At 45.9% G+C, this 23,870-nt stretch carries 24 protein-coding genes; 19 read left to right on the forward strand and 5 right to left on the reverse strand.

Annotated elements, in window-relative coordinates:
• Positions 1 to 92 precede the first annotated feature (92 nt).
• The 10 genes from def to spoVM all read left to right on the forward strand — a co-directional run bounded on the left by def (position 93) and on the right by spoVM (position 9,487).
• Positions 93 to 572: a peptide deformylase gene (gene def / locus BK127_RS17570; RefSeq protein ID WP_076232587.1), complete on the forward strand. Its 480-nt coding sequence runs from the start codon at positions 93 to 95 to the stop codon at positions 570 to 572.
• A complete protein-coding gene (fmt, locus tag BK127_RS17575) occupies positions 569 to 1,504 on the forward strand; it encodes a methionyl-tRNA formyltransferase (RefSeq protein WP_076232590.1) in 936 nt (311 codons plus the stop codon). Before def ends, fmt begins: the two co-directional genes overlap by 4 nt.
• A gap of 149 nt (positions 1,505 to 1,653) precedes the next feature.
• Complete coding sequence (rsmB, locus tag BK127_RS17580; protein WP_076233006.1) at positions 1,654 to 3,018, forward strand: 16S rRNA (cytosine(967)-C(5))-methyltransferase RsmB; 1,365 nt, start codon at positions 1,654 to 1,656, stop codon at positions 3,016 to 3,018.
• An 88-nt stretch (positions 3,019 to 3,106) separates the two neighbouring features.
• Positions 3,107 to 4,189, forward strand: coding sequence for a dual-specificity RNA methyltransferase RlmN (rlmN, locus tag BK127_RS17585; RefSeq protein ID WP_076232592.1), 1,083 nt, complete (start codon positions 3,107 to 3,109; stop codon positions 4,187 to 4,189).
• An 8-nt stretch (positions 4,190 to 4,197) separates the two neighbouring features.
• Positions 4,198 to 4,980, forward strand: coding sequence for a Stp1/IreP family PP2C-type Ser/Thr phosphatase (locus tag BK127_RS17590; RefSeq protein ID WP_076232594.1), 783 nt, complete (start codon positions 4,198 to 4,200; stop codon positions 4,978 to 4,980).
• 6 nt (positions 4,981 to 4,986) lie between these two features.
• Positions 4,987 to 7,284 (forward strand): Stk1 family PASTA domain-containing Ser/Thr kinase, encoded by a 2,298-nt coding sequence (gene pknB, locus BK127_RS17595; RefSeq protein ID WP_076232596.1) that lies wholly within the window; start codon positions 4,987 to 4,989, stop codon positions 7,282 to 7,284.
• 5 nt (positions 7,285 to 7,289) lie between these two features.
• The gene (gene rsgA, locus BK127_RS17600; RefSeq protein ID WP_076232598.1) at positions 7,290 to 8,249 is read left to right on the forward strand and encodes a ribosome small subunit-dependent GTPase A; all 960 of its coding nucleotides are present in this window, start codon (positions 7,290 to 7,292) and stop codon (positions 8,247 to 8,249) included.
• 1 nt (position 8,250) lies between these two features.
• Positions 8,251 to 8,907: a ribulose-phosphate 3-epimerase gene (gene rpe / locus BK127_RS17605; RefSeq protein WP_076232601.1), complete on the forward strand. Its 657-nt coding sequence runs from the start codon at positions 8,251 to 8,253 to the stop codon at positions 8,905 to 8,907.
• 28 nt (positions 8,908 to 8,935) lie between these two features.
• Positions 8,936 to 9,172, forward strand: a complete 237-nt coding sequence (locus BK127_RS17610) for a hypothetical protein (RefSeq protein ID WP_256711358.1) — start codon at positions 8,936 to 8,938, stop codon at positions 9,170 to 9,172.
• A 234-nt stretch (positions 9,173 to 9,406) separates the two neighbouring features.
• Entirely contained in the window at positions 9,407 to 9,487 is an 81-nt protein-coding gene (spoVM, locus tag BK127_RS17615) for a stage V sporulation protein SpoVM (protein ID WP_076232607.1), read from the forward strand.
• 91 nt (positions 9,488 to 9,578) lie between these two features.
• Here spoVM and rpmB read toward each other — a convergent pair whose 3' ends face one another.
• Positions 9,579 to 9,767: a 50S ribosomal protein L28 gene (rpmB, locus tag BK127_RS17620; RefSeq protein WP_076232610.1), complete on the reverse strand. Its 189-nt coding sequence runs from the start codon at positions 9,765 to 9,767 to the stop codon at positions 9,579 to 9,581.
• A gap of 233 nt (positions 9,768 to 10,000) precedes the next feature.
• On the opposite strand from rpmB, the gene BK127_RS17625 reads away from it, so the two are divergent.
• The 6 genes from BK127_RS17625 to BK127_RS17650 all read left to right on the forward strand — a co-directional run bounded on the left by BK127_RS17625 (position 10,001) and on the right by BK127_RS17650 (position 16,995).
• A complete protein-coding gene (locus BK127_RS17625; protein WP_076232612.1) occupies positions 10,001 to 10,363 on the forward strand; it encodes an Asp23/Gls24 family envelope stress response protein in 363 nt (120 codons plus the stop codon).
• Between the two features lie 62 nt (positions 10,364 to 10,425).
• A complete protein-coding gene (locus BK127_RS17630; RefSeq protein WP_076232614.1) occupies positions 10,426 to 12,213 on the forward strand; it encodes a DAK2 domain-containing protein in 1,788 nt (595 codons plus the stop codon).
• Positions 12,214 to 12,256: 43 nt separating this feature from the next.
• Positions 12,257 to 13,108 carry a DegV family protein gene (locus tag BK127_RS17635; protein ID WP_076232616.1) on the forward strand — a complete coding sequence of 284 codons (852 nt, stop codon included), beginning with the start codon at positions 12,257 to 12,259 and terminating at the stop codon, positions 13,106 to 13,108.
• Position 13,109: 1 nt separating this feature from the next.
• Positions 13,110 to 15,164, forward strand: coding sequence for an ATP-dependent DNA helicase RecG (recG, locus tag BK127_RS17640; protein WP_076232618.1), 2,055 nt, complete (start codon positions 13,110 to 13,112; stop codon positions 15,162 to 15,164).
• Between the two features lie 89 nt (positions 15,165 to 15,253).
• Positions 15,254 to 15,541 carry a stage VI sporulation protein F gene (locus BK127_RS17645; RefSeq protein WP_076232620.1) on the forward strand — a complete coding sequence of 96 codons (288 nt, stop codon included), beginning with the start codon at positions 15,254 to 15,256 and terminating at the stop codon, positions 15,539 to 15,541.
• Between the two features lie 113 nt (positions 15,542 to 15,654).
• Entirely contained in the window at positions 15,655 to 16,995 is a 1,341-nt protein-coding gene (locus BK127_RS17650; RefSeq protein WP_076232623.1) for a glycosyl hydrolase family 28-related protein, read from the forward strand.
• A gap of 55 nt (positions 16,996 to 17,050) precedes the next feature.
• On the opposite strand, the gene BK127_RS17655 is transcribed toward BK127_RS17650, so the two are convergent.
• Positions 17,051 to 18,331, reverse strand: coding sequence for an ArsB/NhaD family transporter (locus BK127_RS17655; protein WP_076232625.1), 1,281 nt, complete (start codon positions 18,329 to 18,331; stop codon positions 17,051 to 17,053).
• Positions 18,332 to 18,568: 237 nt separating this feature from the next.
• Here BK127_RS17655 and BK127_RS17660 point away from each other — a divergent pair, with 237 nt between their 5' ends.
• The 3 genes from BK127_RS17660 to BK127_RS17670 all read left to right on the forward strand — a co-directional run bounded on the left by BK127_RS17660 (position 18,569) and on the right by BK127_RS17670 (position 22,512).
• The gene (locus tag BK127_RS17660) at positions 18,569 to 19,441 is read left to right on the forward strand and encodes an RNA polymerase sigma-70 factor (RefSeq protein ID WP_076232627.1); all 873 of its coding nucleotides are present in this window, start codon (positions 18,569 to 18,571) and stop codon (positions 19,439 to 19,441) included.
• A 109-nt stretch (positions 19,442 to 19,550) separates the two neighbouring features.
• On the forward strand, positions 19,551 to 19,991 hold the full coding sequence (locus tag BK127_RS17665; protein WP_076232629.1) for a carboxymuconolactone decarboxylase family protein: 441 nt from the start codon (positions 19,551 to 19,553) through the stop codon (positions 19,989 to 19,991).
• A gap of 184 nt (positions 19,992 to 20,175) precedes the next feature.
• Positions 20,176 to 22,512: an S-layer homology domain-containing protein gene (locus tag BK127_RS17670; RefSeq protein WP_076232631.1), complete on the forward strand. Its 2,337-nt coding sequence runs from the start codon at positions 20,176 to 20,178 to the stop codon at positions 22,510 to 22,512.
• Positions 22,513 to 22,592: 80 nt separating this feature from the next.
• Here the strand turns inward: BK127_RS17670 and BK127_RS17675 are convergent, their stop codons facing one another.
• From BK127_RS17675 to BK127_RS17685, 3 genes are all read right to left on the reverse strand, one after another.
• Positions 22,593 to 23,030 (reverse strand): universal stress protein, encoded by a 438-nt coding sequence (locus BK127_RS17675; protein ID WP_076232634.1) that lies wholly within the window; start codon positions 23,028 to 23,030, stop codon positions 22,593 to 22,595.
• 135 nt (positions 23,031 to 23,165) lie between these two features.
• Positions 23,166 to 23,372 carry a DUF2536 family protein gene (locus tag BK127_RS17680; protein ID WP_076232636.1) on the reverse strand — a complete coding sequence of 69 codons (207 nt, stop codon included), beginning with the start codon at positions 23,370 to 23,372 and terminating at the stop codon, positions 23,166 to 23,168.
• Positions 23,373 to 23,407: 35 nt separating this feature from the next.
• The gene (locus BK127_RS17685) at positions 23,408 to 23,722 is read right to left on the reverse strand and encodes a hypothetical protein (protein WP_076232639.1); all 315 of its coding nucleotides are present in this window, start codon (positions 23,720 to 23,722) and stop codon (positions 23,408 to 23,410) included.
• Positions 23,723 to 23,870: the final 148 nt, after the last annotated feature.

Here is a 23,870-nt window from a genome sequence, read left to right on the forward strand (position 1 = left end):
TTCAACATACGCTGCAGTTGATTCCGTCTTCTAATTGGATGAAAAATCCATATAAATTGGTTATCCCTATTAACGAAAGGTGTGCTCATCCAATGGCCATTAAATTAATTGTAAAAGATCCAGACCCTGTGCTGCGCGAAATATGCAAGCCAGTTAAGAAAATTACTCCTAACATTCATAAGCTGCTCAAGGATATGGCTGATACGATGTATGATGCCCAAGGCGTCGGTTTGGCCGCGCCGCAGATCGGTATCTTAAAGCGGGTTATTGTGATGGATGTCGGCAATGAGCAGGGCTTGATTGAATTGATTAATCCAGAAGTGATTGAAGAGGAAGGCGAGCAGTTCGGGTCCGAAGGCTGCTTGAGCATTCCTGGCATGAATGGAGATGTTCGCCGCGCGATGCGAGTCGTGGTCAAAGGCCTGGATCGTGACGGCAAAGAAATTGTTGTAGAGGGGACGGAATTGCTGGCACGCTGCATCCTGCATGAAGTGGATCACCTTAATGGGGTATTATACACGGATTTAGCGGAAAAGATGTATCGTAACGAGCCTCAGGGCGGTGAAGTATGAGAATCGTTTTCATGGGCACACCCGAATTTGCCGTGCCTGCTTTACAAGTTTTGGTCAACTATTCAGCGATTGAAGTCGTTGGGGTGGTTACCCAGCCGGATCGTCCGGTTGGGAGGAAGCGGCTGTTAACGCCAACTCCGGTTAAAGAAGAGGCCATCAAGCATGGGATTCCAGTCTTGCAACCGGAAAAGCTGCGCCGACCTGAGTCGGTGGAGGAACTGCGGGAGCTTCAGCCTGATTTGATCGTGACAGCCGCCTACGGACAAATATTGCCAAAGTCAGTACTCGCGATTCCGCGGCTCGGCTGCATCAATATTCATGCTTCGCTGCTGCCACGTTATCGTGGTGGGGCTCCCATTCATCATGCCGTGATGAATGGAGACACGTCTACAGGTGTGACGATTATGTATATGGCAGAAGGCTTGGATACCGGAGACATGATCAGCAGCGTCGAGCTTGCTATTAGGGATTCGGATACGACAGGCACTATGTTTAATAAGTTGAGTGCTGCAGGTGCTCAACTACTTCTGGATACATTACCTGATCTGCTTGCTGGTCGTATTCAGGCCGTTGCCCAAAATCATGAGGCAGCGGTCTATTCACCGAATGTAAGCAGGGAACAAGAGCGAATCGATTGGAGCAGACCTGCTATCTCCTTATGGAATCAGGTGCGTGGTCTAAATCCAAGACCGGGTGCTTATACGACATGGAACGGAGAGGTTTTGAAAATCTGGTCCTGCGACAAGCCTAATCAGTCAGAGGTTGCGAATACACCTGGTACGGTTGTTGCTATTAGTGAGCAGGGTATACAGGTGGCTACAGGCACTGGTATATTGACGATTACAGAGCTGCAGCCAGCTGGCAAGAAGGCGATGCAGGCAGCGCAATTCGTGCTTGGTGGCCGACTTGTGGTTGGTACTGTGTTTGTGTAAGCTCGGTAGCTAAGGGTATCTAATAATGGGGGCTACAACAATTGGAGCAAAGTTTTGATCATACGAACAACGGCAGTGGAAATGCTGGTAAACCGAAGAGAAACAATCGTGGCACAAGCAATTCGAATACAAACCAACATCATTCAAAGATGTCGGGTACGCATCCTCAATCTGCAAAAAAATCTCAAGTCAAGACAAGCACAGCAAAGACCAAAGGCAGTGCTCGGGAGGCTGCGCTTGAGGTGTTGGTACGTACGGAACAGGATCGTTCCTACAGCAATCTGCTCCTGAATCAAATCTTACAGCAATATCATCTGGACAAGCAGGATGCAGGATTAACGACTGAAATCGTCTATGGCACCATACAACGGTTGAATACGATCGATTATTTTTTGAATCGTTTTGTTGCCAAAGGTCTCGCCAAACTGGAACCCTGGGTTCGAAGCTTGCTAAGGCTAAGCTTTTACCAAATGCTTTACCTGGATAGGGTACCAGATCATGCTATAGTGAACGAAGCAGTCAATTTGGCCAAAAAAAAGGGTCATACAGGTATTTCCGGCATGGTCAACGGGGTTCTACGGAACGTGATTCGTCAAAAAGAAACCTTGCAGATTCCAGCCGATCTGCCTGCTGTAGAACGTATTGCTTTGACACACTCGCATCCACAATGGATGGTTAAACGCTGGATGGATCAAATCGGTGAAGCCCGAACAGAATTGCTTTGTGAAGCCAATAACAAACCACCGCATGTCAGTATTCGCACGAATACGATGAAGCTGAGCCGGAATGAATTGATCATTATACTGAATGAAGCAGGAGTGGACGCAGCTCCTTCGGAGCTTGCTGACGATGGAATTTTGGTCAAAAACGGCGGCAATATGGCTTTGACGCCTTGGTATGAAGCCGGACTGTTTTCCGTTCAGGACGAGAGCTCCATGCTGGTAGCCGAAACGCTTCAGCCTAAGCCGGGCGAGAGAATTCTGGATTGTTGTGCAGCTCCTGGCGGCAAAACGGCTCATATAGCAGAAAAAATGGGCAACCATGGAGAAATATGGGCTTGTGATATTCACGAGCATAAAGAAAAGCTGATCCGTGATCAGGCGACACGGTTAGGATTAACTTCAGTGCATACATTGGTTTCCGATGCCCGGGATTTGCCGCAGCATTGGGCCCAAGAAAGCTTTGATCGTATTTTGCTCGACGCGCCTTGCTCTGGACTAGGGGTAATCCGTCGTAAGCCGGATATGAAGTGGAATAAGCGTGAACAGGATTTAGACGAGGTTTGCCTGATCCAGAAAGAGCTTTTGAATAGCATTCATCCTTTGCTAAAAGTCGGGGGCATACTCATTTACAGCACATGTACTTTGGAATATAACGAAAATGAAGGCCAGGTTCGGGAGTTTCTGGACAATCACCCTAATTTCGAGTGGGATCTGCCCAAACCGATCGAAATTTATCCTTATGAGCATTTATCGGATGGTTTTTTTATTGCAAGGCTCCGGAAACGAGCGTAAGTTCTGGAACTATGTTAAAATTAAAACTATGTGCCGTGTTTGTGTACTTTAATCAAGCACGAATTAACCAAACAGGTCGTGATGATGGATGAAATTAATAGATCGAGATAAACAAGCCGGAACCAAGCCTTATGTATATGATTTAAGTCTTGAGGAATGGCAAGAGTGGATTAAATTGAACGGTGAGCCTGGATTTCGTGCGGGACAAATTTTTGACTGGCTCTATGTGAAAAGAATTTCAAGCTTCGAAGAAATGTCCAATTTACCGAAAACGCTGCGGGATAAACTCAGCCAGCATTTTGATTTTGTGACGATGACCGAGGTGGCCAAGTATGCGTCAAAGGATGGTACAGTCAAATTTCTATTCGAGCTGTCCGATAAAAATGCCATCGAAACGGTCATCATGAAGCACAGCTACGGTAACAGTGTTTGTGTGACAACCCAAGTGGGCTGTCGCATCGGTTGTACCTTTTGTGCATCAACACTGACGGGATTAAAGCGGAATCTGACACCGGGTGAGATCATTGCTCAGGTTGTGAAATCCCAACAGCTGCTGGATGCAACGGGTGAACGGGTCAGCAGTATCGTTATTATGGGAATTGGCGAGCCATTTGAAAATTATGACGCCATGATGACCTTTTTGAAGGTGATGATCCATCCCAAAGGCTTGAATATCGGTCAGCGGCACATTACCGTGTCAACGAGCGGTATCGTACCGAATATTTATCGTTTTGCTGATGAACAAACACAGGTAAATCTGGCGATTTCGATCCATGCACCTAACGATACGCTCCGCTCGAAGCTGATGCCGGTTAATCGGAGGTTCCCTTTTGCTCAATTGATTGAAGCCTGTCAATACTATGTAGCCAAGACGGGACGGCGGATTACATTCGAATATGCCTTGATGGGTGGAGTCAATGATCAGCCAGAGCATGCAGAAGAACTCGCACAGGTACTTAAGTCGTTTCCCATGGCTCACGTGAATTTAATTCCTGTCAACTTTGTAACGGAGCGTGATTATGTACGAACTCCGAGGGATGATATCTTTACGTTTCAACGTATTTTGGAACGAAACAAGGTTAACGCCACAATACGTAGAGAGCAAGGCAGCGATATCGCGGCGGCTTGCGGACAATTGCGGGCGAAGCATATGGAGTCAGGTGCGAGGTGAAGCGAAAGATGTTAAAAACAGCTGCTTTAACAGACGTTGGACGCGTTCGTTTGGTTAATGAGGACCGGGCGGTTGTTCAAGAGGATATAAATGGGGTTGCGCTTGCTATTTTGGCGGATGGTATGGGAGGACATCAGGCTGGTGATATTGCCAGTCAGATGGCTGTAGATATTATTCACCAGCACCTGCAGTCCTTAGCGGCTGAGGCGTCTGTACATGAACGCAAATCATGCCTTAAAGATGCTGTGGAGCTTGCTAACGAGAAAATTTTTGAGTTCGCCTCTCAACGAGAAAACTACCACGGCATGGGAACCACGGTTGTGGTAGCTATGGCTGACGAGGATACGGTTGTGATCGGGCACGTCGGCGACAGTCGAGTGTATCGGATTAACCAGAGTGGGATTGAACAGCTGACAGAGGACCATTCTTTGGTCAACGTTCTTGTGAAAAGCGGTCAGATTACACGGGAAGAAGCCGGACATCATCCGCGTCGAAACGTGTTAACGCGTGCACTTGGTACAGAATCGACGATTGAGATCGATATTCAGGACCTGAGCTGGCAGCATGGAGACACTTTGTTATTATGCAGTGACGGGCTTAGCAGCTTGATCAGCAGCGAGCAGATTGTAGCGCCCATCCAGCAGGAAGCGGGATCGTTGGAGGAAATTGCTCAGCAGCTTGTTAATGAAGCTTTGACAGCAGGCGGGGATGATAACATTACTGTGGTGCTTGTCAGTAATGAGTCCGATACCCAGAAAGCGGCAGATGATGTTAATGATGAAAAGAGGTGATGATGAATGAAGGGCAAGCAGCTGGGAGGCCGTTACGAAATTCTGGATCGCGTAGGCGGAGGCGGAATGGCCATCGTATACAAGGCTCTGGATATTTTGCTGCACCGGCACGTTGCCGTTAAAATACTCCGTCTGCAATATGTGCATGATGAGGAATTTATTGAAAGGTTCCGTCGGGAAGCACAGGCAGCGGCTTCATTATCACACTCGAATATCGTTAGTATTTATGATGTGGGACAAGAGGAAGAAATCCATTATATTGTGATGGAATACATTGAAGGTACAACGCTAAACGATCTGATCAAAGATAAAGCTCCGCTTCAGGTGGAGGAAGCGATTCGAATAGCCAGCCAAATTTGTGAAGCTCTTGAGCACGCCCATCATAATCAAATCATTCATCGTGATATCAAACCTCATAATATACTTATCGGCAAAAATGGCAGGGTGAAGGTTACGGATTTTGGAATCGCGCGTGCTGTTACCTCGTCTACCATTACACAAACAGGCTCCGTCATGGGCTCTGTTCATTATTTTTCCCCTGAGCATGCGAAGGGAACCTTTACAGGGGAGCAATCAGACCTGTATTCACTTGGAATTGTCATGTATCAGATGTTGACCGGAAAGCTGCCTTTTATCGGAGAAAGCCCGATTAGCGTAGCCCTCAAGCATCTGCAGGAAAATGTAGAGGATCCACGCCTCGTTAATCCATTAATTCCGCAAAGTGTGGAAAATGTGATCTTACGTGCAGTACGTAAAGATCCATCCGATCGTTATAGCTCAGCCAGCCAAATGCTTGAGGATCTGGAAAGCTGCTTGCTTCCGCATAGACGGAATGAAGCCAAGCTGATTTTCAAAGATATTGATGAGCTGGATGAGGAAAAAACAAGAGTGATACCAGCCATACGTCCGGGTCAATATGTACCCATGAATGAAGAAGATGATGATGAGGGCTATTCCAAGGCGGATTCTTCATACAATGAAAAAAAGAAACGAGTATGGGTCAAGCCTGTCATTTGGATAGTTGTCTTGATCGGATTATTGGGCGGTATGTGGTATATGGTGGGGTATGTCAAGGCCAGTATGAAGGTTCAAGAGGTTATGGTGCCTAATGTAGTAGGCAAGCCTCTGGCAGAAGCCCAACAGATGCTAAAGGATGCTCAGTTGGATAATGATGTTATTAGGGAAGATTCCAAAGATGTTCCCAAAGATGTCGTTATCAGCCAAAGTTCCAGCAATATGAAAAAATTAATAAATAGCAAAATTACACTGCATGTAAGTAAAGGTATTGAATTGCAGAAGATGCCTAATCTGGTTAGCTCCAATTTAGCAGATGCCAAAACAGCTTTAATGGCAATGGGTATTAATCAAGAACGAATTGCCGTGGAGCAGCAATTTGAAGAAAAGGACCCTGGAACTGTACTACAGCAGACGCCGGTATCTAATGAACAGATCGATCCACTGAAGGTAAATGTAAAACTGGTCATAAGCAAGGGCAAAGAAACGTTCAAGATGAAAGACCTGATCGGTTTAACCGAGGAGGCAGCAAGAGCCTGGATTACGGCTAACAAGCTGAAGCTGGCAGCCAGTAATGTGACGACGGAAGCGAGCTATAAACAGCCCAAAGGCAGAGTTGTCAGACAGTTCCCTTATGAGCATGATGAAGAGGTTTCTCCGGGTTCGGAGATCACCCAATTGATTATTTCCTCAGGTTTTCCTGAGAATGCGGGTCCTATGACCATTAAAATTCCGTATAAGCCAGCTGTCGAAGGGAAAGCGAGCACGGTCAAGATTAATTTGACCGATGCCCAGTATGATGAATTTGATTACAAATCGATTCCTAATGTGACAAAGCCTTCAGAGGTTGAGGTCAAGCTGGTTGTTGCTCCTGATAAAAATGCGATTATTAAAGTTAGGCAGGACAATGAGCTCACTGATCTGATTACAGTTACTTACCAGGATTACCTGGCTCAGAAAAGCGGCAAGCCGTTTAGTCCGCCAGCGTCGGGATCAGCAGGCTCTTCTACACAGAATCCAACCGGAACTGGTAATACTACCAAGCCAACAACACCGCAAGCTCCAGGAACCGGTACCGGTACGCCAGACACGGGAGCAGGAGCGAAACCGGGTGGGAACACAACTCCAGCCAATCCTGGAACTCCAGCTCCCGGAGGTACCGGTGCAGGAACAGGGGCTGGAACTGGAACAACACCGACAACGGGGGGAACGCCTCCCGCTGCCCCGGCAGCCAATCCGGCAGCACCAACGAATGTCAAACCAAGTAATCCAACTAATACAGGGGGCTAAGATAGATGCCATCCGGCTTAATTATCAAGGCACTAAGTGGTTTTTATTATGTCCTTCCTGAAGATGAGCACAACATGGTATCGATTCAGTGTCGTGCCCGTGGTATTTTCAAAAAACGAGGCGAGTCCCCTCTTGTAGGGGACCGTGTCAAGTATGAGCTGACTGATAATGGAGAAGGCACTGTAGATGAAATTTTGCCGCGCATCTCGGAGCTTGTACGTCCACCGATTGCCAATGTAGAGCTGGCTGTTCTTGTATTCGCTGTACAGGAGCCAGCTTTGAATTTGCAGCTGCTGGACAAATTTCTGGTGCATACCGAAAGCTCCGGTCTGCATACGATCATCTGTTTAACGAAACAGGATTTGATTGAAGAAATTCCTTGTCCCGTTGTTTCTTTGGAAGAAGAAAGCTCGGTAAATCTGCTGGATGAAAAGGATATCCCGCAAACGATGCAAGAGGTCGTTCGTATGTATGAAGCGATTGGGTATCAGGTAGTGGTAACAAGCGCCAAGCTGGGAATAGGTATCGATACCGTTCTGGATCGCTTGGCAGGCCATATCAGCGTGTTTGCAGGCCAATCTGGTGTCGGCAAATCCTCATTGCTGAACGCTATGGTACCAGGGCTGCAGCTGGAAACGAATCAGATCAGTATGAAGCTTGGCAGAGGAAAGCATACAACTCGTCATGTGGAGCTGATTCGACTGCACAATGGAGGACTTGTCGCAGATACACCGGGCTTCAGCTCACTTGATTTTATGCAGGTGAAGGAAGCTGAGGATCTGAGCGACAGCTTTAAGGAATTTCGGTCTTACTCTGCACAATGCAAGTTTCGGGGTTGTGTACATCTGCATGAGCCAGAATGTAAAGTAATTGAAGCCACACAAGCTGGGCATATCGCACCCTCGCGTTATAAACACTACCTGCATTTTTTAGGGGAAATTAAAGAGAGAAAAAGGAGGTACTGATATGCTGATTATTGCACCGTCCATATTATCCGCAGACTTTGCCCAATTGGGAGCAGAAATTGCTGATGTGGAAAGAGGAGGAGCAGATTGGATCCACGTTGACGTCATGGATGGGCATTTTGTCCCTAACATTACGATCGGCCCCCTTATCGTGCAAGCGATCCGTCCACACACACAGCTTCCTCTCGATGTCCATTTGATGATCGAGAATCCGGATGCATATATTCCGGCATTCGTCCAAGCGGGAGCAGACCACATATCCGTTCATGTAGAAGCATGCAAGCATTTACATCGGACTTTGAAATTTATAAAAGAACAGGGAATCAAAGCGGGTGTCGTGCTGAATCCGGCAACACCGCTATCTTCAATTGAGTATGTAATGAACGAGAGCCTGGATTATGTGCTGTTAATGACCGTTAATCCTGGTTTTGGCGGTCAACAATTTATTGAAGGAATGCTGCCGAAAATTTCCAAGCTGCGCGAAATGCTGAATGAGCGGGGGCTTCACCATGTCGATATTCAAGTGGATGGTGGTGTGAATGCTGAGACAGCGCGTCAGGTTGCGGCCGCTGGAGCCAATGTTCTTGTAGCGGGCAATGCCGTGTTTGGACATGCGGATCGTGCAGAAGCGATCAGGTTAATACGAGGCAGGGAGTGATCGTTCTTTGAAATTCCTGATCGTATTGATGTACAGTTTGCTGTGCGCGGTGTTGCTTAATCTTTTTTCGCAAATTCAGGACTTGCTTAAATATTTATTTTCTTTAGGTGCCTTGTATCTGGGTATTCAATTTTTCAAAAAGCATGATGAAAAATGGATGCGGATTACATTTGTCATATTGACGATTATTCTGTATTTTATTGCAGCCGTTGTTTATGCTTTTTATCGATACCTACAATATGGTGATGTACCTGCTCCTAGTTAGACAAGACGGATTAGTTCAATGGTTTTGTCATAAATCGGCATGATGCCTCATAAACTGGTTACAAAAGTTACGGCTTTTGTGGCCTTTTTTTGTTTTATTTTGGACTTGGTTAAATGTTAGGCACTTTTTCCAAGCTGCGGAATATAATGGAGTATGATGAGCCATGTTCCTGGTCAAATGAGGAATGCAATGTCAGGAAAACGAACAATCGAGTGAGCTGAAGGAGGGGTAGAAGTGAAATTTTATACAATCAAGCTACCAAGGTTTTTGGGCGGTCTTGTAAAGGCTGTACTTCATACATTCAGCAAAAATTGATACATGGATGCGAATAGAAATCGTGGACGCCTCTGTACGAACACCAAAAAAAGCACCTGAGAGCAGGTGCTTTTTGTACGTGGAAGTGAAACTACACACGTGCGATTTTGCCGGATTTCAAAGCCCTTGTGCTAACATAAACACGCTTTGGTTTACCGTCCACAAGAATACGAACCTTTTGAACGTTAACACCCCAAGTACGTTTCGCCTTGTTATTCGCATGAGAAACGTGGTTGCCTGTTCCAGGTTTTTTGCCAGTAATGAAACATTTGCGGGACATTGTACTACACCTCCTTAAAAGCCTCGAAGACCCTTAAGTCTTGTCCTCGGAAGCGATCTCTCTATAAGCAAAGAGTATTCAAAAACATACTTGGATATCATATCACAGCACAATAAATGCCGTCAATGTCACAATGATGATTTTGTGTGGACAATTGGCGTATTTATTTATTTATTCATGTTATTATAGTAGAATGAGACAAGGATAACTTGTAAACCAAAGGGGCTGGGAAGATGACGATTGAACTGGATGCAGAATATGGAAAAATATATGTAGCAGATGAGGTCATCGCCATGTTGGCGGGTTCGGCAGCTTTGGAATGCTATGGACTTGTAGGTATGGCAACACGTAATCAATTAAAGGATGGAATAGCTGAATTACTCAGACGTGACAATTCGAGCAGAGGCGTCGTCGTTCATCGTCATGGTCAGGAAGCTCCGGTCATCGATCTCTACATTATTGTAGGGTATGGTACTAAAATATCAGTTGTCGCCCAAAATGTACAAAGGAAAGTTAAATATATATTAAATGATGTTGTTGGACTAAAGGTAGACGTTGTGAACATCTATGTACAAGGAGTACGTGTAATTCAGTAGCTTGAAAAGGCGCTTATGCGTCGGTGCTGAGCAGGGTACTTGTGGCAGAAGGAGGGAATCAATTGAGTAAGCGCTTAAATGTACTAAACGGAACGGATTTTATTCGAATGGTCGAAATGGGTGCTGAACAGCTCCGTTTAAATGCGGATAAGGTCAATGCGCTTAATGTATTTCCTGTACCTGATGGGGATACGGGAACGAATATGAATCTGACTTTTACATCCGGTGTTGAAGAGCTGCGCCGACGTCCTTCTTCTCATATCGGTAAAGCGGCAGAAGCTCTGGCGAAGGGGCTGTTGATGGGAGCCAGAGGCAACTCGGGGGTTATTTTATCACAGCTGTTTCGTGGGTTTGCCAAGTCTGTCGCGAATATGGAAGAGGTCCATGTCGAGCAACTGGCAGCCGCTTTTCAGCAAGGTGTAGATATGGCATATAAGGCCGTTGTAAAGCCGGTTGAGGGAACGATTCTGACCGTAGCGAAGGAAGCTGCCAAACAAGGTATACAGCATGTCAAACGGCCGTCGGATATCCAATCACTGATGAATGAAATATACAATAGAGCAAGTGAGGCCCTGGCTCACACGCCAGAGCAATTACCTGTATTGAAGCAGGTTGGGGTTGTTGATGCCGGAGGGCAGGGACTGCTGTTTATTTATAATGGTTTTGTTCATGCATTGACAGATTCGGCTATAGACACTACTCACACCGTCGTTGGGCATGCACCCAGCAGCGCGCGGTATTTAGCAGTGGCTCCAAGAGCTATTAGCAGTGCAAGCGTTACCGACAAGCAGCAGGGACATCATGAGCCAGTAAGCGCACAAGCCAAGCTTGCAACTGAGGACATCGTATTCGGTTACTGCACCGAATTCATGGTGACACTGAATAAGCAAAAGGCGAAGGCTCGCCCGTTTGAGGAACATGATTTCCGTGAACGTCTTTCTGCATTCGGTGATTCACTTCTGGTCGTATCCGATGATGACTTGGTCAGAGTCCATATTCATGCGGAATATCCAGGTACAGTGATGAATGCGGCAATGGAGTATGGCGAACTGAGTCGCATCAAGATCGAGAATATGCGTGATCAGCATTCACATATTTTGATGGAGGAATTGGAGCAGGCACAGCTTAACCATCATGCAGCCTCGGCATCAGTCCTTTCTCTGCAAGTTCTAAAGGAAGCGGTGAAGCTGCAGCCTTATGGTTTCATGGCAATATCAGCGGGAGCAGGAATAAGTGGAATTTTTAAAAGTTTAGGTGCGGATCAGGTGATTCATGGTGGCCAGTCGATGAATCCAAGTACTGAGGATATCGTTAAGGCTGTGAACCAGATTGATGCACAGACCGTCTTTGTATTGCCGAACAACTCTAATATTTTACTGGCTGCAGTGCAAGCCGTCCAGCTGGTAGAAGGGAAAAATCTTGTCGTTATTCCAACCCGTACCATTCCACAAGGCATAGCGGCTATGATTGCTTTTCAGGAAAATGAGGAGCCTGAGGTTAATATTAATCTTATGCAGCAGGCAGCAGAGCAGGTTGAATCGGGAGCTGTCACTTATGCAGTTCGTGATACGACATTGGATGGGCTGGACATTAAGCAGGGGGATTATATCGGGCTCCATAATAGCAAAATTATTACGGCAGATGAAAATTTACTCACAGCCTGCAGGGCGTTAATCGACAGCTTGCTTGTCAATGGCGGTGAAGTGGTTACGATCTATACCGGGGAAGAAGCGAACGAAGAACAGAGCCAGCAGTTGGTACAGTACATCGAACAAACCTACAGTGACGTGGAAGTGGAAATTCATCGAGGTGGCCAGCCTGTTTATTTCTATATCATATCTGCAGAATAAGCATCGTTTTTAATATGAAATTATACAGAATGGGGGATATCGATTGAGACAGGTTCGCATCGTTACGGACAGCACTGCGGATATTCCGGCAGAGCTGCAGCATACACTTGACATACACGTGGTTCCTTTGAAAGTTCATTTTGGAACTGACACCTATCAGGATGGTGTGGATATGGGATCTGAGGCTTTTTTTGAGAAGCTGGTTGCTTCCCATGTACTGCCCACCACCTCTCAACCGTCTCCGGTAGAATTTCTCGAAACCTTCAAAAGGCTGGCGAAGGAGTCGGACGCACCGATCCTTTCCTTTCATTTGTCATCGGCATTAAGTGGTACGTATCAATCGGCTATCCTGGCCCAAAACATGCTGGAGGTACCGGTGGATGTAACTGTGATTGACTCCAAATTGTGTTCTTACGGATTCGGCATGCACGTTGTGGCAGCGGCAGAGGCAGCAAGGGAAGGCAAGAGCAAGGATGAGATTATACAGCTCGTAGATAGAATGCGGAAAGAAATGAAGCTTTACTTTCTGGTAGATACACTGGAGTACTTGCAAAAGGGTGGTCGTATCGGAAAAGCTGCTGCATTGCTTGGTTCTCTATTGAATATTAAGCCGATTTTGTCAATGAATGCAGATGGTGAGGTGTATTCTGTGGACAAGGTCCGTGGTCATAAAAAAGCTTTGGCAAGAATCGCCGAGCTGCTGAAGCGAGATTTTGGTGATCGACCTCTGCAAATCGGAATTGCAGATGCAAATAGTAAAGCAGGAGCGGAAGAATTCAGCTTGATGATGGAACAGCACTTTAATGTGAAGCATCAGCAGCTTACGCAAATTGGTCCTGTTGTCGGCACACATACCGGTCCGGGAACCGTAGCTGTGTTCGTCTGCCCGGTTTAATATGAAGCTGAATGTGTATGAAATTCCAGTTAAACAGGTACAGGGAGTCAGGGGGAAAAAGCCTGAAGAGTTATTGGCGCTTGGCATAACAACGGTGGGGGAGCTTCTCGACTATTACCCATTTCGATATGAAGATTATACGCTTCGTGACCTCACGGAGGTGAAGGATGGCGACCGGATTACCGTCCAGGGTACAATCGTCGGAATACCGCAGGTGCAGATGTATGGTCGGATCAAGTCCCGTCTTACTTGTAAAATTGTTGTTGACCCTTTATTTATTACAGCTGTCTGGTTTAACCGCCATTTTATGAAAGACCAGCTGGTAGCGGGAACCGAGGTTGTACTGACCGGGAAGTGGGATCAGAAAAGATTGCATCTTACCGTATCCGAGTCTGAATTTCCCGGTAAAGGATCCTCACAGACGGGTACGCTGCAGCCTGTCTATTCGATTGCAGGACCTATTACGCAAAAGTGGATGCGCAAGACCACCAGACAGGCACTGGAGCAGTATGGTGATCTTCTGATTGAAGTGCTGCCGCAGGAGCTGCTGGACCGCTATGAGCTGATGTCCCGTAAGCAGGCGGTTTCGCTGCTGCATATGCCAGGCTCAGTTCAAGAGGGAGTGCGAGCACGTAAACGGATGGTTTACGAGGAGCTGTTTTTATTTCAGCTGAAGATGCAGGCATACCGAGCGCTGAATCATGAAAGAGCAGATGGCGTAGCCCATCCTCTGGATTTGCCGGAGGTACGCGCTTTTGTCAGGGCATTGCCGTTTGTACTCACCGATTCACAAAAGAACGTACTGGCAGAAATCCTGCACGACTTACAGCAGTCGTTCTGTATGAGCCGACTGCTTCAGGGAGATGTAGGTGCTGGGAAAACCGTTGTAGCCGCTACAGCGCTGTTTGCTGTCGTCAAGGCTGGTTATCAGGGAGCGCTCATGGTCCCGACAGAAATACTGGCCGAGCAGCACAAACGTTCTTTGGACCGCTTATTTGAACCTTATGGGATTCAGGTCGGTCTATTGACCGGAAGTGTTTCGGACAAGAAAAGGCGTGATCTCTTGGCATCCCTGCAAATGGGTCTGATCGATATAGTCGTGGGGACACATGCATTGATTCAGGAGGATGTGTATTTCCGCAGTCTCGGTCTTGTCGTTACGGACGAGCAGCATCGGTTTGGTGTCAATCAACGGAGTATATTGCGACGCAAGGGCATGAATCCCGATGTACTGACGATGACAGCAACTCCAATTCCACGGACGTTGGCGATCACGGCATTTGGCGATATGGATGTGTCGACATTACGCGAGCTTCCGAAGGGGCGTAAGCCCATCAAGACGTATTCGGTTACCCATGATATGCTGGAAAGAGTGCTCGGTTTCATTCGCCGTGAGGTATCGGAAGGGCGGCAAGCTTATATAATCTGTCCATTAATTGAGGAATCCGAAAAGCTGGATGTGCAGAATGCCATTGATGTTCATGCGCAGCTGCAGTTTGCTTTTCCCGATTATCAAGTTGGTTTATTGCATGGTCGTATGCCAGCAGCGGATAAGGAGGGGGTTATGCGAGAGTTTAGCGCCAATCGACTTCAGGTGCTCGTGTCAACTACAGTTATCGAGGTCGGTGTAGACGTCCCTAATGCGACGCTGATGATCGTATACGATGCGCACCGTTTTGGACTTTCCCAACTGCATCAGCTGCGTGGTCGTGTCGGACGTGGAGAGCACCAGTCTTACTGCGTACTCATCGCTGATCCCAAGAATGAGATCGGGAAGCAGCGAATGAAGGCGATGACAGATACGAATGATGGATTTGAAATCGCCCGCCGCGATCTCGAGCTTCGTGGTCCCGGAGATTTTTTTGGCACGAAGCAGAGCGGCTTGCCCGACTTTCGACTTGCGGATATGGTGGCTGATTTTGAAACGATGGAGCAGGCTCGCGATGATGCAGCCGAGCTTGTAAAACGGCCCGATTTTTGGACGGGTGCATCCTACAGTATATTGCGTGAATTTTTACGTCGCGAACACATATTTGACAGCGAGCTATTGGATTGATACTTAACTTATTTTAAAAGCACATATTCGTTTCCTCCGACATAGACTTACTATGGGTTCTATTTTCTCGGTCGGAGGTGTTCGCAGGAATGAGCTATCAAAAATATGGATTTGAGCCGGCTTTTGTAGAACGTGTAAAGCTGAAAATGAAAAATCCTGACACCAAGGAACGAATCAAAATGATGCTGCAAGGAGTAACCAAATATGATCTGCAGGATCGCTCCAAGGTGAGGCGATTTGTTGGTATGCTATCCAAGGTACTAGGCGAGAAATTGACAGACAAGCAGACAGAGAATATGATCAGCTTTGTGATTGCCCAAAAGATTGACCCGAACAGTACTTTTCATTTAATTAAGCTGTGGAGTATGTTCCGTTAATAAGGTGTTCTGCTTGCGGTATGGAAGATGGCAGAGAAATGCTTGGACGGGTTGCCAGAGTGATCGCTCCCAAGTTATAATTTGGGTAGATTGCTCAGGGGGAGGAACCTTCATTGTTGCCATTGGAACCTACAGATACGGACAAACATACGAATAAACCGATAACCCGCAGGCAACTGCTGGCAGGCTTAAGTGCCGCAGGTGTGTTACTTGCTGCAGGTGCCGGATTTCCGGGTGGAGCCCAGGCGGCCGTTACGGTCCCTGTTGGGAATACGAATACATGGTGGTATAACGTTAAAGATTTTGGCGCTCAGGGAAATGATCGCAGTGATCAGGACGATAGCCCGTTCATTCAGGCAGCCATTAACGCAGCGGCTGTTTCTGGAGGAACGGTCTATTTTCCTGCTGGTCGATATATAATCAAAACGGGGTTGTTTTTGCGTTCCAAGGTTCATCTGCTTGGAGCAGGTGCGGAAGCTTCGGTTCTTAAAGCGGGTCTGGTGAACATACAGATGGTAATGTGTCCCGCTCAGGGTAAACAAGCTTCTATTGAAGGATTGACTTTTGAAGGAATCGGCAATATTACCAGTTCAGTAACTTCTATGGTTGAGCGTGGTATTCATATTCTAGAGGCATCGTTTATTCGTGTTAGCAAATGCTTATTTAAAGGAATAGCTAATGGTGTGCACTTGGCTCGTTCTGAGCATGTCACCATTGAGGATTGTTCGTTCATCTCGCTCGTAGCTGGAGATAGTGCTTATGAGGGATATGGGGTGACGGCAGAAGGTGGAGCAAATCATATCATTCAAGGGAATCATTTTAAAAGTCTGCCTAGGTCCTGCATTCAACTAACGGCAGGCTGCTCCTACACATTGGTTGCGGGCAATGTGATGGAAGCTTGTCTCGAAGCAGCGATTACGGTGTCTTCCAAGCTTTCCGTATGCATGTACAATGTGATAGACGGTAATGCAATCACGGCATTTGGTTTGATCGACAAGCAGACAAGCTGTACCTATGGAATTAGACTCAAGGATGCTTGCAGCTATAATCACATCGTGAACAATTCGATCACACGTGCGACATTCGCAGGTGTTCAACTGGAGGCGGCAGACAACGCCGGGGATGATCGGCCTTATGGAAATGTAATGACGGGTAATAAAATCGACACCAGTGTGCGTGGTATTGTTGTGCTCAATGGTTCTGACAATTCGCTGAAGGCAAACGAGGTGCGTCGGGTCGAGCTAGGTATTCTGATCGATACGATCGGCGAAGGTAATGCTTCTACTGCCAAACAAAATGTGGTTACCGGTAATAGTTTATTTCAATGTTCGATATCAGCTGTGAAGATTGGCTCGAACCGTTGCCAGTCCAATATGGTTCATAGTAATTCAGGATTTGATAATACAGCTGGTCTGACGGACAATGGAACGGAAACAGTAACAGCAGGCTTTTAAAAAAAGAGCGGGTTGTCCTTCAAATAGGGCAATCCGCTCATTTGTTGTTCCATTTTTAAATCAGATAGCGCAAATAAATATACACACTGGATATAACAATCGAAAGAATCATCAAAGGAAATCCGATCTTCAGGAAGGCTAGAAAAGTAATCGGGCGTCCTTCCTTGGCTGCCATTCCAGCGACAATCAGATTGGCACTGGCGCCAACCAAGGAACCGTTTCCTCCCAAGCATGCGCCTAAGGCAAGACTCCACCACAAGCTGTTCAGGTTGGTGACTCCCATCGTACCCATATCCTGAATCAAGGGAATCATGGTTGCCACAAAAGGGATGTTATCGACAAAAGCTGAAGCAATAGCACTAAGCCATAAGATCAGCATCGCGGTCGCTACTTCATTTCCGCCTGTAAGCTGAACGGCCTGCTTGGCGAGGCTTGCAATAACTCCGGTTTCAACGAGTCCAGAGACAATGACGAACAGTCCGATAAAAAAGAAGACGGTGGTCCATTCAACTCGGCTCAAAGATTTCTCCAGGTAATGCTCGCCTGTTAAAAGCAGCAGCAGGAACGCACCCGTTAACGCTACTGTTGCGGATTCCACATGAATAATTTGATGAATAAAAAAACCGCCAATCGTTAGTGTAAGCATACTTAAGCATTTTTTGAGTAAAAGTGGATCCGTGATTTCGCTTTTTTCATCCATAAGCATGATCCCGGCTTTCAAATCCGGAGTCGTTTGTATCTGCTTGCGATAAATAAGTACAAAGATGACTAAGGTAACGATCAATATGAATATTGAGATGAGAGACAAATTATTAATAAATGCCATAAAAGTGAGTTCCTTGACGGCACTCCCGATCATAATATTGGGTGGGTCGCCGATCATGGTCATGGTGCCACCGATATTAGAAGTAATAATGATGACAATTAAATAGGGCAAAGGATTTACCTGTAATTGGCGAGTTATACTGAAGGCAATAGGAACCATCAACAGTACAGTGGTCACATTATCCAACAAGGCTGATCCAAAAGCTGTGATCAGAGCCAAATAAATCAGGATGGTTACGGGTTCACCTTTGCCTTTCTTGGCAGCCCATATAGCCAGATATTTAAAAAGACCGGTTTCAGAAGTTATCGATACCATAATCATCATACCAATGAGCAAACCCAATGTGTTGAAGTCAATATGATGTAAAGCCGTTTCCTGACTAACGACCCCCAAGATGATCATCACGATACCGCCCAGCATGGCGGCAAGAGTACGATGAATCTTTTCCGAGGTAATGAGCGCGTAACTAATTAAAAAAATGCCAATTGCTAATATTGCCTGATTGTCCATGATGTCCTCCTTGAGATAGTGCGATCCTGACTCCGTGCACCTGCCACAGCCCACTCAGAACTCCAAAAAAGACAAAAAGAAGCCTGCAGTGGCAGGCTCCTCCGGGTCATGCATTATCATATTATAGATCATACTATAGCTTATTATGCAATTGTTGTAAATGGAAATCGGTATACGGATACAAGTCAAGATATAGCTGCTGTACGCAAATCTACCCAATAATGGAGAAACAGACTCATGAAATTTGAACAGGTGTATACAACATATAAGCCCCTTCTTTTATCCATTGCCTACCGAATGCTGGGATCGATAACGGATGCAGAGGATATCGTTCAGGATGTATTTGTATCCTTACAGCAGACAAGCCTGGAGGATGTGCATCATATCAAAGCGTATTTGGCCAAGATCACGACCAATCGCTGCTTAAACTTGTTGAATTCTTCTCGTAAGCAAAGAGAAATTTATATCGGTCCATGGCTTCCGGAACCGGACATCGAGATGAATGAGCGAAGTCCAGAGGACCGAATCGTGCTGGAAGAAACCGTTACTTATGCATTACTTGTGCTGCTCCAGCAGCTGTCTCCGATGGAGCGGGCTGTGTACGTGCTGAGGGAGGTTCTTGAATTTGAATACAAGGATGTCGCCGAGATGTTGGGTAAAAACGAAGTAAGCTGTCGCAAGATGATGAGTCGTCTGAAGCCGAAACTTGATCGGGATAAAGAGGCTGCCACTACTCCTCTAAACGGCGAACAGATGCAAGCATTTGTTCAAGCATTTATCCAGGCTTCAAGAACTGGCAGCTTCGAAGCTTTTATTCATTTGCTGATTGAAGATAGCACGTTGCTTACCGATGGAGGTGGCAAAGTACGGGCGGCGCTTAATCCCATTTATGGAAGAGCTCGGATTCAAGCCTTTTGGGAGGGCATATTCCAGAAGGGAGCTCTTGCAGGTGAATACCGCCTGGTACAGATCAATGGCGAACTTGGGATTGTGCTCATTCAACAAGGGCAGCTTAAATGTTCGGTTTGTTTCGAGATGACGGAGGACCTCTCTGCTATACAAACGATTTACAAGGTATCCAATCCTGATAAGCTTAAGCACTACCGATAGTACTCGGGATATCGGGATACAATCTTTTCACTTTTGGTCACAGAATCATGCCTTTAGCGGTCTTATTAGTGTAGTTCCAATAAATGAGATTACCAAAGGAGAGATTTGTATGCAAACCCGATTAAATTATCGTGAGGTCCAACCCCAAGCCCTACAAGCGATGTTGAAAATGGAAGGCTTCATCCAAAGCTGCGGTTTGGATAAAAAGCTGTATGAGCTGATCAAAATCCGAGCCTCACAAATTAACGGATGTGCTTTTTGCCTCAATATGCATACCGCGGATGCACGTTCAATGGGTGAGACGGAGCAGCGTCTTTACTTGCTAAGTGCCTGGCGTGAAGCTCCATTTTATACAGAGGCCGAACAAGCCGTTCTGGCATTGACAGAAGCTGTAACGCTTATATCCAAAGAAGGGGTTTCACAGGAATTGTATGAAAAGGTTCGGGAGCATTTTGATGAAACCGAGTTTGTTAATTTGATTATGGCGATCAATACGATCAACAGCTGGAACCGTATAGCAATATCGACGGGTATGTTTCCAACGACTTAAGTACTGCTGCAAGCGTTGGATTGCAGGTTGTTTCTAACAGTTGGACGGGTATTTAAGGAGTCTTTACCGAGTAATTGGGTAGAGGCTCTTTTGTTTTGGAAGAAATATGCAACCTTTTTCCTGAATAAACGTTATAATTAGAAAGTGTTAATTAAAGCCATGAACGAGAGGAGACAGGAATCTTATGAAAACAATCGGAATTGCCAGTATCGCGAGCGTTCTGCTCCTAGGTTCCGTTGCTCCTGCCTCGGCACAATCTTTATATGCCAATCATGTGTACCCAGGCCCACAAGCACAGACTGTGGCTGATAAGGAAGCCGAACTGCTTGAATTAGAGTATGAGGGCAGCGACGAGGCACCTGCAGATACAATAATAAAGCGTGACCGGGCCATCGAGCTGGCCAAACAGTATGTGGCTATCCCAAGTGGCTACATTCTTGAGGGGGTAGGTTATCAAAGCAATGTGTACACAATAAGCAACAGTCGCGGCTCCTGGATCATTTCTTTTTCGAAAAAGGATCAGAAAAGCTATGGAGATATCAGCGTGACGATAGAGTCAGATACCGGAAAGCTGCTCTCCTTTTATATTAATGAAATGGACACTGACAAGAAACTTACGTTCCCGCCCAAGATCGATTTGGAGCATGCCAAGCAAACGGCTCTAGATTACATAACCAAGACCAATCCGCAAGAAATAAGCCAGCTTCAATATGATGAGGATTATGAGAAAAGCTTCCGTAAACCGCTTGATGGCAACGTAGAATATCCACTTTGTTATTTGAGAGTCGTGAACGGAGTCGTATTCCCGCAAAATTATGTTGTGATGACTGTAAATGGCGAAGGCAAAATTCTTTCTTACATGCTGCAATGGGACGAGCAGCTTACTTTCCAGGCACCGCGTAACCCGATCTCACTTGGACAAGCTGCTGAGCAATTCAATAAATTGGCAGAGCCTCGTCTCCAATATATCGTTCCTAATACTCCAAACGGATTTGCTGCGCCTGCTGTGGCGTATGAGACGGATGCTTTTTTGTTGGATGCCGAGACAGGGGAAGCACTCCTGCCCTCAGGATTAAAGAAAGAGAAGCAGCCCAAAGCGATTCCGGCTAGCGACAAGCGTATTACGAATGGATTACCTAAGGCGCAGAAACTGACCAAGGAACAGGCTGCAGCACAAGTATCATCAGTCATCCCCCTTCCGGCCAGTGCGAAGTTGCAAGCAACCGATTATCAAGAAAACACCGATCCGATTACAGGCGTGACTTCTTTTGAATGGGATTTAAGCTGGTCAGTTGCTTCAGATAAGAAATACGACGATTCTTCGATATATGCAACTGTGGACAGCAGTACAGGCGCTGTGCTGCGTTATTCCAGGTATGCATTTAATTATGCGGACTCAAAGGTAACTTCCCAATCAGGCACACCCAGTTATGACGAGCTAAAAATAAAGGCACTGGAGTCGGTCAAACAGCTGCTGCCAGATTATGCTCATGAATTGTATCTGGATCCTCAATATGGCGGGTATACACAAGAAGAACTCCAACAAATGCAAACCTTTGAGTATTATTTCCGACGCAATATCAATGGAGTTGATATCCCCAATGATTCCGTTACGATCAGCTATGATCGACAAACGGCAGAAATCCAGGAATTCAACAGCAATTTGCTTACTTCGTATTATCCGGCCGAGCCGCCGAAGGTTATATCTGTCCAGAAGGCCAGAGATATTTGGATGTCCCAGTATAAGGTGGAACAGCAATATATCGTTGTGGATAAGGACAATGAGTATGCTCAGCAGCAAGACCTTACGCTTCCGATGGCACAGATTGAGACTAGGCTTGTGTATAATCTGAAGCCAATTTTTCAATTCCGTGAGCTGACTTATCTGGATGCAGGTACCGGGGAATGGAGAAATAACGAAACCAACCAGATCGTACATCCGCGTATTACCGATCCCGTTGATCTAAAGGGAAATTGGGCAGAAGAAGCTTTAAAACTTATGCTCGATTATGAGGCACTGGATCTGGTGGATGGCAAAGTACAGCCGGATGCATTGATTACGCGTGGTGAATTGGTGCAAATGTTTATTACGACTTTGAATGGCGGTTATTTTCCGGTTACTTCTGATTATGCCGATCGTTCGGCCAGCTTCTCTGATGTAACCAAGGATTCCAAATATTTTCCTTACGTAGAAAATGCAATTGATTATAATCTGATTGACCGGGCATCCGGCACATTTGACCCAGATGCTGCATTGACTCGATCTGAAGTAGCCGATCTGATTGTCAAGGCACTTGGATATAGTAATCTGTCCAAGGTTAAAGGGTTGTTCACGACCAAGGCAACAGATGTGAATGAGCTGCCCAATCAAGGAGCCATTGCGATCGTGAGCGCCTTGGATATCGTCACGTTGAATGGTGAAACCTTCTCTCCTTATGAGAAAGTAACCCGTGCGCAAGCTGCTACGTTCTTTTACAACTTTTTGAAGGCCCATTCCCAACTGCTGGACACACCACGGTAAGACAATAGGCAATCATTCATTTATAATAACTCAATAAAAAAGCACGTACTCCCAAAAAAAGAGAGTACGTGCTTTTCGCTTTATTTTACAATTAATACAGGTACCTTAGCATTGTGAACAATGTGATGACTTACGCTGCCCAGAAAGAATTCTCTTATAGGTCCCAAGCCGCGGCTGCCGGTAATAATGAGGTCGTGATGCTTCTCTTCGGCATATTGAAGTATGGTTGCAGCAGGTGGACCTTGTAGAAGAACATACTTGACAGAAAGTTCAGCGGGTACGAAGGACTTGGCTTCTTCTATAATCGCTTTCCCCTGCTCAATAATGTAAGTGCTTGCAGTCGCATCCACAAAGTAGGGAGTGCTAGCGACAGAAGGGTAATGGTAAACGTGGATAATATCTAAATGCGGTGCTTGAGAAATACGGGTTTGCTCTTGAACCAAGCTGACTGCTTTTTCGAGTGCTTTTTTAGAGAGATTAGAACCATCAAACGCAACAAGGATTTTAGTAAATAGCACTTTAATCACCCCATCTGCGAGATTGGCTTACAAGCTTATTATAGCATAACTACAGATCAAATAGTCAGAATATTCGTACTGTAATGATATGTATTATTTGAGAAATAATCAGCTTCACTTGAGAAATTCACCCAATTACAAGGCTTTAAAATGAACGACCGCGCTGTATAGCATCTTATTATGAAGCGGGTTGAAGACGATGTTATGGCTGATGGAATGGACGCCTAATAACAAGGCTTTATTATTATCAATCTGCTCAGCAATTTTTCTTTCTAGCGTTTTGAGATCGTAAGCTTCAAAAAACTCGATCTTGTTTTCCATTTTATCCAGCATAAAGCTCATTTGGTTTCGCTCCTCTGTGTTGGTCATCATTCTATCTATAGTCTAAGTAAAGATTGACGCTCTGCAATCGGTCTGCAGGTTTTACATACGCCAACCACCTTCTCATGTCCGGAATAAAACGCGAGCTCCTTCGGATTTACCTTGCGTTTGCAGTAGGAGCAGCTTTGCTGCTGGCTTGAAGGTTTTCCGGATGAATCCGTTTGTCTCTGCTTTCGGGAGGGATTTTTGGCGTGTACAGCGAATGGATTCTGATTTTTACGCTGCCGCTTCATGACAACCAGGATGATGCCGGTGATGACAATCAGTACAACGATACACAATGAAAGGGAGGTCATCTTATCAAAAGTCATATTGGGGAGGCTCCTTTTGTATACTTTCATCAGAGTAACATAGAGTCAGTTTAATTTGTACTTGAAAATAGCTTTCGAAGATAGATCAATCGCCATCAAGCAGCTAATCTAAGAAATGTCTCATTCAGAACGTGTAGGGACACAAATT

The sequence above is a fragment of the Paenibacillus sp. FSL H7-0331 genome, from assembly GCF_001956045.1.